Source organism: Streptomyces sp. NPDC017676 (genome assembly GCF_044329325.1).
Lineage (GTDB): Bacteria > Actinomycetota > Actinomycetes > Streptomycetales > Streptomycetaceae > Streptomyces.
This window is the reverse complement of sequence record NZ_JBIRJA010000007.1, coordinates 392891-408999: the sequence shown is the minus strand read 5'-3', so window position 1 is coordinate 408999 and position 16109 is coordinate 392891. Positions and strand designations below refer to the sequence as shown.

Annotated in this window: 16 protein-coding genes; 8 read left to right on the top strand and 8 right to left on the bottom strand. The window is 74.9% G+C overall.

All coding sequences use genetic code 11. The annotated features are described in order from the left end of the window. Window positions 1–54: 54 nt before the first annotated feature. On the top strand, window positions 55–1431 hold the full coding sequence (locus ACH4LD_RS18135) for a CoA transferase (protein ID WP_398057042.1): 1377 nt from the start codon (window positions 55–57) through the stop codon (window positions 1429–1431). A gap of 96 nt (window positions 1432–1527) precedes the next feature. On the opposite strand, the gene ACH4LD_RS18130 is transcribed toward ACH4LD_RS18135, so the two are convergent. Beyond that, a complete protein-coding gene (locus ACH4LD_RS18130; RefSeq protein ID WP_398057041.1) occupies window positions 1528–2574 on the bottom strand; it encodes a zinc-dependent alcohol dehydrogenase family protein in 1047 nt (348 codons plus the stop codon). Between the two features lie 276 nt (window positions 2575–2850). Next, a complete protein-coding gene (locus ACH4LD_RS18125) occupies window positions 2851–3561 on the bottom strand; it encodes a VIT family protein (RefSeq protein WP_398057040.1) in 711 nt (236 codons plus the stop codon). A 254-nt stretch (window positions 3562–3815) separates the two neighbouring features. Here ACH4LD_RS18125 and ACH4LD_RS18120 point away from each other — a divergent pair, with 254 nt between their 5' ends. The 6 genes from ACH4LD_RS18120 to ACH4LD_RS18095 all read left to right on the top strand — a co-directional run bounded on the left by ACH4LD_RS18120 (window position 3816) and on the right by ACH4LD_RS18095 (window position 11823). Further along, window positions 3816–6422: an MXAN_6230/SCO0854 family RING domain-containing protein gene (locus ACH4LD_RS18120; protein ID WP_398057039.1), complete on the top strand. Its 2607-nt coding sequence runs from the start codon at window positions 3816–3818 to the stop codon at window positions 6420–6422. A 134-nt stretch (window positions 6423–6556) separates the two neighbouring features. After that, window positions 6557–7540 (top strand): DEDDh family exonuclease, encoded by a 984-nt coding sequence (locus ACH4LD_RS18115; RefSeq protein ID WP_132784113.1) that lies wholly within the window; start codon window positions 6557–6559, stop codon window positions 7538–7540. A gap of 99 nt (window positions 7541–7639) precedes the next feature. Further along, on the top strand, window positions 7640–7873 hold the full coding sequence (locus ACH4LD_RS18110; protein WP_078629742.1) for a hypothetical protein: 234 nt from the start codon (window positions 7640–7642) through the stop codon (window positions 7871–7873). 16 nt (window positions 7874–7889) lie between these two features. Further along, window positions 7890–8720, top strand: a complete 831-nt coding sequence (locus tag ACH4LD_RS18105; RefSeq protein ID WP_207928272.1) for an SURF1 family protein — start codon at window positions 7890–7892, stop codon at window positions 8718–8720. 557 nt (window positions 8721–9277) lie between these two features. Further along, complete coding sequence (locus tag ACH4LD_RS18100) at window positions 9278–11062, top strand: glycoside hydrolase family 15 protein (protein ID WP_398057038.1); 1785 nt, start codon at window positions 9278–9280, stop codon at window positions 11060–11062. A gap of 5 nt (window positions 11063–11067) precedes the next feature. Continuing rightward, window positions 11068–11823 carry an SDR family oxidoreductase gene (locus ACH4LD_RS18095; protein ID WP_132784110.1) on the top strand — a complete coding sequence of 252 codons (756 nt, stop codon included), beginning with the start codon at window positions 11068–11070 and terminating at the stop codon, window positions 11821–11823. 81 nt (window positions 11824–11904) lie between these two features. Here the strand turns inward: ACH4LD_RS18095 and amaP are convergent, their stop codons facing one another. From amaP to ACH4LD_RS18070, 5 genes are all read right to left on the bottom strand, one after another. Further along, window positions 11905–12483 (bottom strand): alkaline shock response membrane anchor protein AmaP, encoded by a 579-nt coding sequence (gene amaP / locus ACH4LD_RS18090; protein ID WP_398057037.1) that lies wholly within the window; start codon window positions 12481–12483, stop codon window positions 11905–11907. Window positions 12484–12488: 5 nt separating this feature from the next. Further along, on the bottom strand, window positions 12489–13154 hold the full coding sequence (locus ACH4LD_RS18085) for a DUF6286 domain-containing protein (protein ID WP_398057036.1): 666 nt from the start codon (window positions 13152–13154) through the stop codon (window positions 12489–12491). A gap of 197 nt (window positions 13155–13351) precedes the next feature. Next, complete coding sequence (locus tag ACH4LD_RS18080; protein ID WP_398057035.1) at window positions 13352–13738, bottom strand: hypothetical protein; 387 nt, start codon at window positions 13736–13738, stop codon at window positions 13352–13354. Next, window positions 13735–13929, bottom strand: a complete 195-nt coding sequence (locus ACH4LD_RS18075; RefSeq protein WP_398057034.1) for a hypothetical protein — start codon at window positions 13927–13929, stop codon at window positions 13735–13737. The genes ACH4LD_RS18080 and ACH4LD_RS18075 overlap by 4 nt, the downstream gene beginning before the upstream one ends. Before the next feature lie 46 nt (window positions 13930–13975). Further along, complete coding sequence (locus ACH4LD_RS18070) at window positions 13976–14446, bottom strand: Asp23/Gls24 family envelope stress response protein (protein ID WP_132784105.1); 471 nt, start codon at window positions 14444–14446, stop codon at window positions 13976–13978. Between the two features lie 103 nt (window positions 14447–14549). Between ACH4LD_RS18070 and ACH4LD_RS18065 the strand changes: the two genes are divergently transcribed. Further along, window positions 14550–15275, top strand: coding sequence for a nucleopolyhedrovirus P10 family protein (locus ACH4LD_RS18065; protein WP_398057033.1), 726 nt, complete (start codon window positions 14550–14552; stop codon window positions 15273–15275). Window positions 15276–15305: 30 nt separating this feature from the next. On the opposite strand, the gene ACH4LD_RS18060 is transcribed toward ACH4LD_RS18065, so the two are convergent. Further along, window positions 15306–16109 carry an enoyl-CoA hydratase/isomerase family protein gene (locus ACH4LD_RS18060; protein WP_392047891.1) on the bottom strand — a complete coding sequence of 268 codons (804 nt, stop codon included), beginning with the start codon at window positions 16107–16109 and terminating at the stop codon, window positions 15306–15308.

Below are 16109 nucleotides of genomic sequence, written 5' to 3'. Positions count from 1 at the left end.
GACCACGTCGACACCCTTAGTACGTTGATTGAGTCAATACTGCATAGTGCAGTCATGACTGCTATCAGGTACGCGTGGTCCGCTCTGGGCGGAGATCCCGCCCTTCTCGCACGGCTCACCACCGTCGTACGGGAAGGCGCGCTCCCGGCGCGCCTTCCCGTACGGCAGCTCGCCCGTGCGTGCGTCGGCGCGTGCGCGCTGGCCGCCGCGGAACTGGCGGCCCACCGGGCCGGACGCGCCGAGGTGCCCGGCGTCCGGGTCGACGACGGCGCGGTCGCCACCGCCTTCCACAGTGAGCGGCTCCTCCAGGTGGACGGCCGTGCGCCGGTCGTCTTCGCACCGCTGTCGCGCTTCTGGCGCACGGCCGACGGCTGGGTGCGCACCCACGCCAACTACCCGCACCACCGGGCCCGGCTGCTCGGCGCGCTGGGCCTGCCGGCGGACGCCCCGGCCGAGGAGGTCGCCGGCCGCCTCGCCGAGCGCTCCGCCCGGGACGCCGAGGAAGCCGTCCACGGCGCCGGTGGCCTCGCCGTGGCCCTGCGCACCCCGCAGGAGTGGCGGGCGCATCCGCAGGCCGCCGAGGTGGCCGCACGGCCCCTGGTCGAGCGGGCCCGGCTGGACGCGGCACCCGCGCGCGTGCTGCCGCCACTGGACCCGGCCGCCGCCGCCCTGCTGCCCGCCGCCGGACTGCGCGTCCTGGACCTGACGCGGGTGCTGGCGGGCCCGGTCGCCACCCGCACCCTGGCCCTGCTCGGCGCGGACGTGCTGCGCGTGGACGCCCCTTGGCTGCCGGAACTGCCGGACCAGCACGCCGACACGGGCTTCGGCAAGCGGTCCGCCACGCTCGACCTGACCGCCGGCCGGGACACCTTCGAGGAACTGCTGCGCACCGCCGACGTCGTGGTGACCGGGTACCGGCCGGGCGCGCTCGACCGGTTCGGGCTCACCCCCCGCGCGCTGGCCGAGCGGCGCCCCGGCCTGGTCGTGGCCCAGGTGTCGGCGTGGGGCGCGTACGGACCGTGGGGCGGGCGGCGGGGTTTCGACAGCCTGGTGCAGGTGGCGACCGGCATCGCGGTCACCCAGGGCTCGGCGCAGCGGCCCGGCGCGCTGCCCGCGCAGGCGCTGGACCAAGGCACCGGGTATCTGCTGGCGGGGGCCGTGCTGCGGGCGCTGACCGAGCAGGCCCACGACGGCGGGAGCCGGCTGGTCCGGCTGGCACTGGCCCGGACCGCCCACTGGCTGACCGACGGCACCCTGTCCACGGCGGCCGAGGGGGCGCCGTACCCGGGCCCGGACGCCTGGCTGGCCGAGACGGACAGTCCCCTGGGCCGCCTCCGGCACGCCCGCCCGGCCGTGTCCTTCACCGGCGGCCCCGCCGGCTGGGCGCGGCCTCCGGTGCCGTGGGGTTCGGACCGGGCGGAGTGGCGGTGACGGGTTGATCCAGCTGTCGACGGTGTCGATCGTTGACGGAAATCGGTCCAGCGTTGATCCGGCGCCGGATGGGGTCAGCCCTGATCCCGCGCCGGTTCAGCCGGTGGTCACCAGCACCTTGAGCGCGGTGCGTTCGTCCATGGCCTTGTAGCCGGCGGGCACGTCCTCGATGCCGACGGTCATGTCGAACACCGGCGAGGGGTCGATCGTGCCGTCGAGCACGTCCGGCAGCAGGTCGGGGATGTAGGCGCGGACCGGCGCGACACCGCCGCGCAGGGCGATGTTCCGGTCGAACATCACGCCGAGGTCCAGGCCGGTGCCGCTGCCGTGGGGCACGCCGACGAAGCCGATGGCGCCGCCATCGCGGGTGATGTTGACGGCCGTCCGCATGGACTGCTCGGTGCCGACCGCCTCCACGACCGCGTGGGCGCCCTGCCCGCGGGTCAGCTCGCGGACGGCCTCGACGGCCGCGTCCCCGCGCTCGGCGACGACGTCGGTGGCGCCGAACCGGCGCGCGATGTCGGTGCGCACCTCGTGCCGGCCGAGCGCGATGATCCGCTCGGCGCCGAGCCGCTTGGCGGCCAGGACGGCGCACAGGCCGACCGCGCCGTCCCCGACGACGGCGACCGTGGCGCCGGGCCGGACACCCGCGCCGAGGGCGGCGTGGTGGCCGGTGCCGAGGACGTCGGAGAGGGTCAGCAGGGCCGACAGCAGGTGGTCGTCGGAGGCCGCGTCCTGGGGAAGCCGGACGAGGGTGCCGTCGGCGAAGGGCACGCGGACGGCCTCGCCCTGGCCACCGTCGTAGCCGACCGAACCCCAGAAGCCGCCGTGCTCGCAGGACGTCGTCAGGCCCTCGCGGCAGTAGTAGCAGACGCCGTCGGACCACATGAAGGGCGCGACCACCAGGTCACCGCGCCGGACGGTGCTCACCTCGGAGCCGGTCTCCTCCACGACGCCGAGGAACTCGTGCCCGATGCGCTGCCCCGGCTGCCGGGCCGCCTCGCCCCGGTAGGCCCACAGGTCGCTGCCGCAGATGCAGGCCCGCAGCACCCGCACCACGGCGTCGGTGGGCAACTGCACCACGGGCTCGGGCACGTCCTCCACGCGCAGCTCGAACGGGGCGTGGATGGTGGTGGCGCGCATGGCGGGGATCCTTCTCGTGCGGGGTCGTACCGGGGCGTGCGCCCTCGCACAGGGCGTGCGAAGTGGCACGGGGTCGTGCGGAGTCGTTCGGGTCCTGCGGGTCGTGCGGAGTCGTACGGGTCGTGCGGGTCATGCGGGTCGTGCGGGTCGTGCGGGTCATGCGGAGTCGTACGGGTCGTGCGGTGTCGGGCGGTCATCGGGGGCCCGGGGTGCCGGGCCCACTTCACCGTACGCCGGGGCCGCCGCCGTCCGCGCGGCCAGGGGTCCCCCGCCCGGTCACGCCCCCGCCGCCCCCAGCAGGCTCCCCGCCACGTACGTCACCGCCATCGCCAGGGCGCCGCCCGCCACGTTGCGCAGGACCGCGCGCTTCGGGGCCGCCGCGCCGAGGCGGGCGCTGCTCCAGCCCGTCAGGGTCAGGGCGGCCAGGACCGAGACGACGGTGACGCCGAGCCGCCAGCCGGCCGGGGGCAGGACGATGGCCAGCAGGGGCAGCAGCGCGCCCACGGTGAACGACAGGAAGCTCGCCCAGGCCGCGTGCCAGGGGTTGGTGAGCTCGTCCGGGTCGATGCCCAGCTCCACGCGCGCGTGGGCCCTCAGCGCGTCCCGCGCGGTGAGCTGTCCGGCGGCCTCCCGGGCCACCTCGCGGGACAGGCCGCGCTGCTCCAGCAGCTCGGTCAGCTCCCGCAGTTCGGCCTCCGGCTGCTCGCGCAGTTCCCGTTTCTCCACGGCCAGTGCGGCCATCTCGGAGTCGCGCTGGGTGGAGACGGAGACGTACTCGCCGGCCGCCATGGACATCGAGCCGGCGAGCAGGCCGGCCAGTCCGGCGGTGAGCAGGGCGCTGCGGCTCCCGGTGGCGCCGGCCACGCCGACGACCAGTCCGGCGGTGGACACGATGCCGTCGTTGGCACCGAGCACGGCCGCCCGGAGCCAGTTCAGCCGGGCGCCGAGCGTGCCGCCGTGGGGCTCGTCATGGGTGGGTTCCGTCACAGCAGGGAGGATCGCATCCCGGGGTCACGCCCGCCGCGCCGACGCCCCGCGCGGGCGGCGGCCGCTCGCGCCTGCCGCCGGTACCCGCCGGTGCCGCCCGGAAATTCGCTGGCGCCCGAACTGCCTTACGCCTACTGTTCCTGATCGCGGGGGCGGCTCCGCCGGCGTGCTTCCTTCTCTTCCCACCTCGGAATCCACAGCGCGCCCACTCTCCGCCCCCGCCCCACCTTCTTTTCCGCACCGGGGGATTCCGCTTGTCCGAACTGGCGTCCGTGCTGCTCCGCCGTCTCCGTACCGTCTACGTCGACCAGGCCGGACCACGCCCGGGCGACCCGTCGACGGCGGAGGGTCTCATCGCCCTGGAGGGCGAACTGCTCGACCGGGGCTTCGCTCCGTCGGCACAGCTGCGCGCGGCCCTCGCCTGGCTCGGCCCCGCCGGGCTCGCGGACGCCGGCCGGCAGCTGATCCGGCACCTGGACGCCGAACTGGGCGCGGACCGCACCCATATGCCGCTGTTCCGGTCCTTCCCGGTCTCCGTGCCCGACGACACGTTCGGGCTGTACGTCGACCGGGTCTTCGCCCTGCTGCTCCAGTGGCCCGCCCAACCGTGCGTGCTGTGCGGCACGGTGGGCAGCGTGCACCCGGTGGCGCCGTGCGCGCACCTGGTGTGCCGCGCGTGCTGGGACGGCGCGGACTACACCGGCTGCCCGCTGTGCCGCCGCCGGATCGACCCCGCCGACCCGTTCCTGGTGCCGGGCGAGCCGCGCCGCCCCCGGGACGTGCCGCCCGGCCCGCTGAAGCTGCTCGCGCTCGGCACGGACGTCCGCGCGGACACGGTCCACGCGCTGCGCACGCTGCTGGCCCGGCGCACTCCCCTGCCCGCGCAGGACCGCGCCGACCTCACGGTGCTGCTGGCGCACGCGCCGGCGGACTTCGGCTGGTTCCCGGCGGACGTCCCGGTCCGGGAGACGAAGGCGCTGGTTCTCGGCACGCTGCTGCGCGACCGGCACACGCGCGTGGCGGCCACCGACCTGCTCGGCGCGCACCTGACGACGGCGACGGACGTGCTGCGGCTGCTGAGCGTGTGGTCCGGCGGCGCGGCGGACCTCATGGCGCCGCCCCGGCTGCGCTCGCTGCCGCGCGCGCTGCGCCGCCGGCTGCTCGGCCTGCTCGACTCCTTCGCCGTGCCCGCACTGGTGGAGGACGTCCTGCGGCACCCGGGCGCGTGGAAGCGGGCCGCCGAGACCCTGCACCCCTTCGAGCACCACGCCCGCCACCCCAGGGCCTCCCTCGCCTTCGCCGTGCTGCGCGGCACCTCGGTCGAGCCCGGCAGCGCCCTGGGCGACGCCCTGCTGAGCACGGCCGCCGCCCACCCGGAGGCCGTCCTGGCCGCGGACGGCCGGATCCGGGCGGCGACCTGGCGCGCGCGTGTGGAACAGGCGCTGGCCGAGCGGGACACCGGCGCCGCGCTCACCCTCCTGGGACAGCGGCCGGGCGAACTGCTGCGCCGGCTGGACCATCTGCTGCGGCTGCGCGAACTCGACGTGCTGCCCGAGGAGTTCGCCGGGGTGCTGCGGCGGGCACTGCCCGGGGCCGGTCCCGGCCCGCTGCTGGCCGCGCTGGGCCGGCTGCGCGTCCGTCATCTGCCGGGCGAGCGGCGGGTGTTCTTCCCGCGCGGGCAGGTCACGCACGCGTACACGGCCGACGACACGCGCGCGCCGCTCGCCGAGGCGGTCACCACGCGCGTGTGCGCCCTGCTGGAGGCGGAGGCGCTGCGCCGCCTGGCCGGCGGGTCCCGGTTCGACCTCGCGGTGCTGGACTCGGCGCTCGCGGGGCTCGCGGTGCCGTCCGCCGAGCGGGCCGCCGCCAAGGCCCTGGTGTCGGTACCGCGCGGCAGCACCCAGCCGCTGCCCGCCGGTGAGGTGCTGCGCCTGTTCCTGCACTGGACGGAGCCCGAGAAGACCCGGGTGGACCTGGACCTGTCGGTGGCGCTGTACGACGAGGACTGGGAGTTCGCCGGTCTGTGCGACTACACGAACCTCGTGCACGGCGACCGGTGGGCCGTCCACTCCGGCGATCTGACGTCGGCTCCGGCTCCGGACGGCGCCACCGAGTACGTCGACCTGGACCTCCGCGCGCTCGGCGGGCGGGGCGTGCGGTACACGGTGCCGGTCGTCTTCAGCTTCAACGACATCCCGTTCGAGGAACTGCTCGACGCCTTCGCCGGTTTCATGGCACTGCCGTCGGCGGCGGAGGAGGCGCGCGGCGCCGGATACCACCCGCGCGCGGTACGGCAGCGCTACGACCTGGAGGGCGACTCGCGCATCCATGTGCCGATGCTGGTGGACCTGCGCCGGCGCACGTTCCTGTGGACGGACCTGCATCTGCCGTCCGCCGAGGGCTATCACGACGTGCACCGGCACAAGGAGGACCTGGGCCGGGTCGCCCGGGACCTGTTCCGGTACTTCGCGCACGGCCGTACGACGCTGTGGGACCTCGCGGTGTGGCACGCGGCGGCGCGGAGCGACGAGGTGCTGGTCGTCCGCCGCGCGCCCGCCGCCGGCACTGTCGACGAGCTGTGGCACCACCGGCGCCGGGACGGGGAGGGGGACGGCGCGTTCGCCGCGCGGATACGGGCCCTTGAGGCGCCGGAGCGGCGTGAGCCCGCGGAGGACCCCGCGGACGCCGACGCCCGTGCGGCCGAAGCGGCGGCGAAGAAGCGCGTGTTGCTGGCCCTGGTGCACGGCGGGGTGGCGCCCGAGGGCGCGACCGGGGAGGTGTACCGGCTGCTGCCCGGCCCGGCCGACGGCTGCGGGCTCGCGCCGCTGACCGCCGGGGACCTGGTGGCGGCGCTGGGCTGAGCGCCGGAACCGCACCGAACTCGCCGACGCCCGGCGCATGGGTGTGCGGTGGCCGAGCAGGAGGGCGAGCCCGGGTCCTGCGAACGGGACCTGCGGGACCGTGCTGTCAGTCGTGGCCCGTATCCTCAGTGACCATGCTCGAAGACCGTGCGACCGCAGTGTCCTCCCCCACCCAGTGGCCGGCCGCGTATCCCCAGGGATACGCGGTCGTTGACGTGGAGACCACCGGCCTGGCCCGGGACGACCGGATCATCTCCGCCGCCGTCTACCGGCTGGACGCGCGCGGTGAGGTCGAGGACCACTGGTACACGCTGGTCAATCCGGAGCGGGACCCGGGCCCCGTGTGGATACACGGTCTGACGAGCGAGACGCTGGCCGGCGCGCCGCTGTTCGCGGACATCGCCGAGGAGTTCGCCGCCCGGCTGGAGGGCCGGGTGCTCGTGGCGCACAACGCCGTCTTCGACTGGCAGATGATCGCGCGGGAGTACGCGCGCGTGCGGCGCGAGGCCCCGGTGCGGCAGCGGCTGTGCACCATCGCGCTGTCGAAGGAGCTGGGGCTGCCGCTGCCCAACCACAAGCTGGAGTCGCTGGCGGCGCACTTCGGGGTCGTGCAGCAGCGGGCGCACCACGCGCTGGACGACGCGCGCGTGCTGGCGGAGGCGTTCCGGCCCAGCCTGCGGGCCGCGGCGGCGGGCGGCGTACGGCTGCCGCTGCTGGAGTGCCGGCCGCTGACGGAGTGGTCGGACCGGCCCGTGCCCCGGCAGGCGTCGGGAGGCTACGGCGGCTACCGGACCGGTGGTTGGCGCCCGTCCCGTAAAAGGCCCGCATGCCCCTATCCCAACCCAGGCCGCTACGAAGACGGCAAACGCCTCAAACAGGGCATGCGGGTGGCCTTCTCCGGCGACACCTCCACCGAGCGCGAGTTGCTGGAGGACCGGGCCGTGGAGGCCGGGCTGCACGTCGCCACCAGCATCTCCCGGCTGACCAGCCTGCTGGTGACCAACGACCCCGACTCGGGCACGTCCAAGACGGTGAAGGCCCGGCAGTACGGCACGCCGATCGTGGACGAGGCCGCGTTCGGGCAGCTACTGGGGGATGTCGAGCCCGCCGACGAGTGAACGCGCCGCGTGTCTTGTCGTCGTACGATCGGGTGATTGCCCCACGACTCACCCTGCGCCCGCTCGCGGGGGGATCGGCGACGGCCCACCCTGTGGCGCATGGCGACATGCGAAGTCTGCGGCAATGACTACGGAATGACCTTCGAGGTGCACGCGCAGGGCTCGGTGCACGTCTTCGACTGCTTCTCCTGTGCGATCCACCGCATGGCCCCGATCTGCGAGCACTGCCGGGTGCAGATCATCGGCCAGGGCGTGGAGGTGGAGGGCCACTGGTACTGCGGCGCGCACTGCGCCCGCCAGGAGGGGAGGACCGGCATCGTCGACCGGGTCTGACCCGGTACCCGCCTGAATGCGCCCCACGGCCCGGAGGTACCGTCGTGGGGTGCACCGCTACCGCTTCCTGTTGTCCCGCCAGTGGGTGATCCTCACCCTCGTCGCGATCGCGCTGATCCCGACGATGATAAGGCTGGGCTTCTGGCAGCAGCACCGCTACGAGGAGCGCACCGCCCGCAACGACCTGGTCTCCGCCGCGCTGCACGCCGAGCCGGTCCCGGTCGAGCGGCTGACCTCCCCCGGACACGCCGTGACCCGCGCCGACAAGTACCGCACGGTCACCGCGACCGGCACCTTCGAGACCGCGAAGGAGGTCGTGGTCCGGCGCCGGACGAACTCCGACGGCGAGGTCGGTTTCCACGTCCTCACCCCGTTCGTCCTCGACGACGGCAAGGTGCTGCTCGTCAACCGCGGCTGGATCCCGGCGAACGGCGTGCAGACCGCCTTCCCCAGGATCCCCGCCCCGCCGGCCGGCCGGACCACCGTCACCGGGCGGCTGATGGCCGACGAGACGACCTCGGCGAGCGGCATCAAGAACGTCGAAGGCCTTCCCGACCGGCAGATCATGCTGATCAACAGCGCGGAGGAGGCCAGGCGGCTCGGCGCGCCGGTGCTCGGCGGCTACATCCAGCAGACGGCGCCCGAGCCCAAGGGCGGCTCGCCGGAGCAGATCTCCGACCCGGGCAGCGAGGACGCTCCGCTGAACTACGCGTACATGATCCAGTGGTGGCTGTTCGCGGCGGGCGTTCCGGTCGGCTGGTGGTTCCTGGTCCGGCGGGAGATCCGCGACCGGGAGGAGGCCGCGGCGCAGCAGCAGCCGGAGGAGAGCGAACCAGCCACGGTGTGAGCGGGCAGCGCGTGCCGGCTCCGCGGCGGAGAGAGCGGCAGGGTGCCGGATCCGCCGGGGAGTGAGCGAGCAGCGTCCCGGCTCCGCCACCGAGTGAGCGGGCAGCGTCCCGGCTCCGCCACCGAGTGAGCGGGCAGCGTCCCGGCTCCGCCACCGAGTGAGCGGGCAGCGCGTGCCGGCTCCGCCACCGAGTGAGCGGGCAGCGCGTGCCGGCTCCGCCACCGAGTGAGCGAGCAGCGCGTGCCGGCTCCGCCACCGAGTGAGCGAGCAGTGCCCCCGGCAACCGCTGCGATGCGAGCAAGCACCACCCCCTGGCAATCCGCCAGGGATCGAGCGGGCAGCACCCCCGGCAAACCGCCACGGAACGAGCCAGCACCACCCCCCGGCAAACCGCCACGACACGAGCAAGAACCCACCGGTGAACCGCCATGAGACGGGCAGGCCCCCGGCCGACCGGTCGCGGTCTCCCCCTGCAGGCCACCGGCCTCGGCGCGGAAACGTCACTCCCCCGGCGCACCACCTGATTGGCCCCCTGGTCCGCCGGGAAACCGCATCCCGTGAACGCGCGCATCGAGGACTACGCCCTCATCGGCGACGAGCAGACCGCGGCCCTGGTCGGCAAGGACGGCTCGATCGACTGGCTGTGCCTGCCGCGCTTCGACTCCGGTTCCTGCTTCGCCCGGCTGCTGGGCGACGAGGACAACGGCCACTGGCGGATCGCGCCGAAGGGGGCGGACGGCTGCACCCGCCGCGCCTACCGGACCGACACCCTGGTGCTCGACACCGAGTGGGAGACCGCCGACGGCGTGGTGCGCGTCACCGACCTGATGCCGCAGCGGGACCGCGCCCCCGACGTCGTACGGATCGTGGAGGGTGTCAGCGGCCGGGTCACCGTCCGCAGCACCCTGCGCCTGCGCTTCGACTACGGCTCGGTCATGCCGTGGGTGCGTCGCTCGGACGGCCACCGCGTGGCCATCGCCGGACCGGACGCCGTCTGGCTGCGCGCCGAGCCGGCCGTGCACACCTGGGGCGAGGACTACGGCACCCACGCGGAGTTCACCGTCGCGGAGGGCGAGCGGGTCGCGTTCGTGCTCACCTGGCACCCCTCGCACGAGAAACGTCCGCCGCTCACCGACCCGTACGAGGCGCTGGAGAGCAGTATCACCGACTGGCGGCGCTGGGCCCGCCGGTGCCGGTACGACGGCCCGTACCGGGACGCGGTCGTCCGCTCCCTCATCACCCTCAAGGCCCTCACCTACGCCCCGACCGGCGGGATCGTCGCGGCGGCGACCACCTCACTGCCCGAACAGCCGGGCGGCGTGCGCAACTGGGACTACCGGTACTGCTGGCTGCGCGACTCCACCCTCACGCTCGGCGCGCTGCTCTCGGCCGGGTTCCAGGAGGAGGCCGAGGCGTGGCGCGACTGGCTGCTGCGCGCGGTCGCCGGCAACCCGGCCGACCTGCAGATCATGTACGGCGTCGCGGGCGAGCGGCGGCTGCGGGAGATCGAGCTGCCCTGGCTGCCCGGCTTCGCCGGTTCCTCCCCCGTACGCGTCGGCAACGGCGCCGTCGACCAGCTCCAGCTCGACGTGTACGGCGAGGTGATGGACTCGCTGTCGCTGGCCCGTTCCTCGGGCCTGCCCACGAAGCCGCAGATGTGGGCCATGCAACGCTCGCTGATGACGTTCCTGGAGTCGGCGTGGCGGCAGCCGGACGAGGGCCTGTGGGAGGTGCGCGGCGGCCGGCGCCAGTTCGTGCACTCCAAGGTGATGGTGTGGGTGGCCGCCGACCGGGCCGTCAAGACGCTGGAGCGGCACCCGAAGTTGCAGGGCGACCTGGAGGGCTGGCGCAGACTGCGCGACGAGGTGCACCGGGAGGTCTGCGAGAAGGGCTTCGACCGGGAGCGCAACACGTTCACCCAGTACTACGGCTCCCGGGAGCTCGACGCCTCCCTGCTGCTCATCCCGCGCGTCGGGTTCCTGCCGCCGGACGACCCGCGGGTGGTCGGCACGGTCGACGCGATCCGCGACGACCTCGGCCACGACGGCTTCCTGCGCCGCTACGACACCGAGGACTCGGTGATCGACGGGCTGCCGGGCGGCGAGGGCGCCTTCCTGGCCTGCTCGTTCTGGCTGGCCGACGCGCTGCACCTGACCGGCCGGACGAAGGACGCCCAGGAGTTGTTCGACCGGCTGGTGGGCCTGTGCAACGACGTGGGCCTGCTGGCCGAGGAGTACGACCCCGTGGACGGCTGCCAGCTCGGCAACTTCCCGCAGGCGTTCAGCCACGTCGGCCTGGTGAACACCGCGTTGATCCTCTACGGGGACGACCGGGCAGGATAGGAACCATGGATCTTGGACTGAAGGACCGGGTGTACGTCGTCACCGGAGCGACGCGCGGGCTGGGCAACGCCACCGCGCGGGAACTCGTCGCCGACGGGGCGAAGGTGGTCGTCACCGGCCGGGACGAGCAGCGGGTCGCCGAAGCGGCCGCCGAACTGGGCCCGAACGCGGTGGGTGTGGCCGTGGACAACGCCGACGCGGAGGCTCCCGAGCGGCTGATCGCCGCCGCCCGGGAGAACTTCGGCGGCTTCCACGGCGTGCTGGTGAGCGTGGGCGGGCCGCCGCCGGGGTTCGTCGCCGACAACACCGACGAGCAGTGGCGCGCCGCGTTCGAGTCGGTGTTCCTCGGCGCGGTGCGGGTCGCCCGCGCCGCGGCGGCCGAGTTGGAGGAGGGCGGCGTCATCGGGTTCGTGCTGTCGGGCTCGGTGTACGAGCCGATCCCGGGCCTGACCGTGTCCAACGGGCTGCGGCCCGGACTGGCCGGGTTCGCCAAGTCGATCGCCGACGAGCTGGGGCCGCGTGGGATCCGCGTGGTGGGCCTGCTGCCGGGACGGATCGCCACCGATCGCATGCGGGAGCTGGACGGCCTGTCCGCGGACCCGGAGGCCACCCGGGCCGCGAACGAGGCCCGGATCCCGTTGCGCAGGTACGGGACGCCCGAGGAGTTCGGACGGACGGCGGCGTTCCTGCTGTCCCCGGCGGCCTCCTACGTGACGGGGGTGATGGTGCCGGTGGACGGGGGCACGCGGCACGGGTTCTAGGGAACGCAGCCGTCACGTTCCAGGAACCGCAGCCGTCACGTTCCACGTACCACAGCCGTCACGCTCCAGGAACCGCAGCCGTCAGGTCACCCTCTCCGCGCGGTGTCCGACCTCGCCCAGCCGGACCTCCGCCGGAAGTGACGCCAGGCCGGCCGACTCGCGCGCGTGGGTCAGCGTTTCGGTGGTGAACGTGGTCAGGGCCCCGGCCGGGGCCGCGTCCGCTTCCAGCCGGAGCCAGGCCCGCACCACCGGAGCCGTACGGCGGCCCCGCAGCAGGACGCGCGCCCGGGCCACGCCTGTCTGGGCCGCCGCCTCGGCTGCCAGGGCGTTCTGGAGGGCCGTGCCCCGCAGGCGCGCGTACCCGCCGTCGCCGGTGTCGACCAGCAGCCCGGTCAGCCGGCGGCGGCGCAGCGCCGCGGTCAGCCACGCCAGGGCGAGCAGGACGAGGACGGTCAGGGCGGTGATGACCGCCGGCCACCACCAGGGGGCGTCCCGCCAGCGGGCGCGTTCGGCCCTGCTGAGCAGGACGTCGTGCGGACCGGTGTGCGGCCACCAGGAGGGAGGCCGCACGCCCAGGCCGACGGCCAGGACCGCGCCGCCGAGCGCGAGCAGCAGCAGACCGGTGAGGGCCAGCAGGACGCGGTGGAGACCGCCGCGCATCGCGCTCACCCCTTCCGTCCGGGCCGGGCCACGCGCACGGCCGGCCTCGGCGGGTGCGCCAGATCGAGGTCCCGGATCGCCTCGGCGAGCACGGTGTCCAGGTCGGCGCGTACGTCGTCCAGGTCCCGGAAGTGCGCAACCACCCGGACGTCGGCCTTCCGGCGGCCCATCCACACCCGTGCCGCGCGTACGCCGGGCACCTCCGTGACCCGGTCGCGCAGGAACAGCGCCGCCGCACCGCGCCGGAGTGCGGCCCGGACGTCGGGGTGCGGGCGCCGCATCGGCAGCAGGTCGCGCAGGCCGGGAGTCACCGCGAGGACGATCAGCCACAGGCCGAGCGCGGCGGCGACGCCCGCGCCGACCCGTACCCAGATGTCGTCCAGGGGTCGTTCGGCGAGCTGCCGGGCGAGGGCGCGGCGCCAGCGCATCGCGGGGCGGTGGGCGCGCACGGCGGCGACGTCGTACAGCAGGAGTCCGGCACCCGCCGCCAGCAGGGCGGCGACGAGAGCGGCGGGAGCGCGGCGCGGCGACCAGAGCCGGCCGCTGGCCTTCCCGGCGGGCGGTACGGCACCGGGCGGCTCGGCGACGACCGGGGTGCTCCGCGTCTCGCTCACCGGTCCGCCGGCTGCCCCGTCGTGCTCATCGGCGGACCCCTGCCCCGTCGTACTCATCGGCCGGCCCCCTGACACGTCGTGGTCATCGGTCCGCCCCCAGCCCCGTCGTACTCACCGGCCGGCCCCTGCCCAGTCGTGCTCTCCAGCCGGCCCCCAGACACGTCGTACTCATCGGTCCGCCCCCAGCCCCGTCGTACTCACCGGCCGGCCCCTGCCCCGTCGTGCTCTACGGCCGCCCCCCAGACACGTCGTACTCATCGACCGGCCCCCTGATGTTGCGTCGGGTGCAGTCGTTCCACCTCGACGGCCACCTCCGGCACCCGCATGTCGGTCAACGCGCCCACGCGGGCGGTGACATGACGGCGTACGGCGGCGCAGCGGGCGCCGATGTCACCGGGGTAGCCGAGTTCCACGTGGACGCGGACCCGGGCCGTCTGCTGGGCCACGACGACCGTTGCGTGCGGCGCGGCGGCGGCACCGGGCAGGGGCGCGAGGGCCTCGCGGGCGGCCTGCGCGGCGATCTTCGCCACGACCCGGTCGGCGATCCGGGTGGCGCCGCGCTCGGCCGCGGGCACGAGGGGCGTCGAGGGGGGCGGTGTGGCGGTGCCGGGTGTGCCGGTCCCGGCGCTCACCGGGGTCACCGCCGCCGGTCCCGCCGCTCGTCGCGGGTGCGGAAGACGTCACCGAGTTCCAGGTCACCGTCGGCGAACCGGCCGGCGAGGAAGCCGATGGCGCCCAGCGCCGCGACCAGGAGGAAGACGCCGAAGCCGCCGAAGTAGCCGGCGAACCCCAACGCCATTCCGGCGATCATGCCGGCCACGGCCATGCTCATGCGGCGCTCCTCGGCTCGTCGGGCGTGCGGTCTCGGGTGCCGGGTGTCACTGGATCCGGAGCTCCTCTTCCTCTTCCTCCTCCTCGGGCAGCTTGACGTCGCTGACCGCGATGTTGACCTCGACCACCTCAAGGCCGGTCATGCGTTCCACGGCGGCGACCACGTTCTCCCGCACGGCGCGGGCGACATCGGCGATCGCGACGCCGTAGTCCACGACGATCTCCAGGTCGAGCGCGGTCTGCACCTCGCCGACCTCGGCCTTGACGCCCCGGGTCACCGACTTGCCGCCGCCGGGCACCCGGTCGCGTACGGCACCGAAGGTGCGGGCGAGGCCGCTGCCCATGGCGTGGACCCCGACCACGTCCCGGGCGGCGAGCCCGGCGATCTTCTCCACGACGCCGTCGGCGATGGTGGTGCGGCCCCGGGTCGCCGGGTCGCCGCCGCCGCGCCGGGTGGCCTTGCGGGCGGGCACCTGCGGTTCGTGGCCTCCTTCAGGGGTCATCGTCGTGTCGGTCATCGCCGTACGTCCCTTTCGGTCCTCGTCCCGCTCGGTCGTCGTCCTCCGATCACGGTATGCAAGGTTGCGCGGTCGCGCGCCGTGGATACGGCAGGCTGGTGGAATGACGGTGGACCGGTGGGCAGAGTTGGTGCGGCATCAGGTCGGGCTGGGCAGGCTGTTGCCGCTCGGCGGCCCGCGCGACGGCGCGTGGATCACGGAGGAGGCGGCCGGGGCGGTGCTGCGGCGCGCGGCGGCGGACGGGGCGCCGGGGGCGCGCCTGGGCGCACTGCGGATCGCGCTCGCCGATTCCCAGGACGTGCTGGAGCCCGTCGTGCCGGCGCCGCCGAGCGCGCTGCCACCGGGCCCGCTGCGGGTGGCGGCGGACTTCGCCGCGACGGCCGCCGAACCGTTGCCGACGGCGGCGTCCCGTCTGCGGCTCGTCCTGGCGGGGGCCGCGACGGAACGGCTGGGCCTCGCGGTCACGGAGATCGATCTGCGGGCGGCGGACCTGCTGGAGCCGGACGCCCCGGCCGCCCCGGCGGCCGGCGCGCCGCAACCGCCACCCGCCCACGAGCCGGCGGGCACGGACGGGACCACCGTGGCGGAGGCGGCCCTGGCCGTGCCCGGGGTGCTCCGGCTGACGGGGTCCCTGGGCGGCCGGGGCCGGGCGGTCCACATCGAGGAGTACGCGGAGGCGTCCGCCCTGCCGCGCCGTCACATCCGCGTGGAAGTGGCGACCGCCGCGTCCCATCGAACGGTGGACGTGGCGCGGGGGGTCCGCGCGGCCGTACGGGACGCCCTGCCGGACCATCCGACGGTGGCGGTGCTGGTCACGGCGGTGGACTGACCGGCTCGGGGTGCCCGACCGGCTGCCGGCTCATTCGCCGAGGCCGGCCAGGTCCCGCAGCCGTCGGGCCTGGGCGGCCCGCTCGGCCGCGCGCTGCTCCTCGTACGTCCGGTCGAGGGCGCCACGAAGCAGCGCCTTGGTCTCCACCACCGCGTCCCGCGGGGCGGCCATGATCGCCGCCGCCAGGTCCCGCACGGCCCCGTCCAGTTCCCCGGCGGGCACGGCGAGACTCGCCAGCCCGCTCGACACCGCTTCCTCGGCGCCGACGAACCGCCCGGTCACGCAGATCTCCAGCGCGCGGGCGTACCCGACGAGGCCGACCAGCGGGTGGGTGCCGGTCAGATCGGGGACGAGGCCGAGGCTGGTCTCGCGCATGGCGAACTGCACGTCGTCGGCGACGACACGGAGGTCGCAGCCGAGCGCGAGCTGGAAGCCGGCCCCGATGGCATGTCCCTGGACGGCGGCGATGGACACGATGTCGGTCCGCCGCCACCAGGTGAACGCCTCCTGGTATTCGGCGATGGTCGCGTCGATCCCGGCGTCGTCACGACGCGCGAGGTCGATGAAGGTCGGCTCGCCCGGGATCCCCTCCGGGGTGAACATCTGACGGTCCAGCCCGGCGGAGAAGGACTTGCCCTCGCCACGCAGCACGACGACCCGGACGGAGCCCGGCAGCAGCCGCCCGGCCTCGGCGAGCGCCCGCCACAGGGCGGGGCTCTGCGCGTTGCGCTTGGCCGGGTTGGTCAGCGTCACCGTGGCGAGCGCGTCGTCGACGGTGAGCCGTACGCCGTCCTTGTCGAGTGCGGGAGCGAGGTCCTGCTCGGGCGAAGCCAT

Bases quoted from the DNA above. Each gene is read 5' to 3' on its own strand.
- ACH4LD_RS18110 (WP_078629742.1), top strand. From the start codon at position 7,640: ATGGCGACATGCGAAGTCTGCGGCAATGACTACGGAATGACCTTCGAG.
- ACH4LD_RS18135 (WP_398057042.1), top strand. From the start codon at position 55: ATGACTGCTATCAGGTACGCGTGGTCCGCTCTGGGCGGAGATCCCGCC.
- ACH4LD_RS18105 (WP_207928272.1), top strand. From the start codon at position 7,890: ATGCGCCCCACGGCCCGGAGGTACCGTCGTGGGGTGCACCGCTACCGC.
- ACH4LD_RS18060 (WP_392047891.1), bottom strand. From the start codon at position 16,109: ATGGCTTCGCCCGAGCAGGACCTCGCTCCCGCACTCGACAAGGACGGC.
- ACH4LD_RS18075 (WP_398057034.1), bottom strand. From the start codon at position 13,929: ATGAGCATGGCCGTGGCCGGCATGATCGCCGGAATGGCGTTGGGGTTC.
- ACH4LD_RS18095 (WP_132784110.1), top strand. From the start codon at position 11,068: ATGGATCTTGGACTGAAGGACCGGGTGTACGTCGTCACCGGAGCGACG.
- ACH4LD_RS18085 (WP_398057036.1), bottom strand. From the start codon at position 13,154: ATGAGTACGACGGGGCAGGGGTCCGCCGATGAGCACGACGGGGCAGCC.
- ACH4LD_RS18115 (WP_132784113.1), top strand. From the start codon at position 6,557: ATGCTCGAAGACCGTGCGACCGCAGTGTCCTCCCCCACCCAGTGGCCG.
- ACH4LD_RS18130 (WP_398057041.1), bottom strand. From the start codon at position 2,574: ATGCGCGCCACCACCATCCACGCCCCGTTCGAGCTGCGCGTGGAGGAC.
- ACH4LD_RS18065 (WP_398057033.1), top strand. From the start codon at position 14,550: ATGACGGTGGACCGGTGGGCAGAGTTGGTGCGGCATCAGGTCGGGCTG.
- ACH4LD_RS18070 (WP_132784105.1), bottom strand. From the start codon at position 14,446: ATGACCGACACGACGATGACCCCTGAAGGAGGCCACGAACCGCAGGTG.
- amaP (WP_398057037.1), bottom strand. From the start codon at position 12,483: ATGCGCGGCGGTCTCCACCGCGTCCTGCTGGCCCTCACCGGTCTGCTG.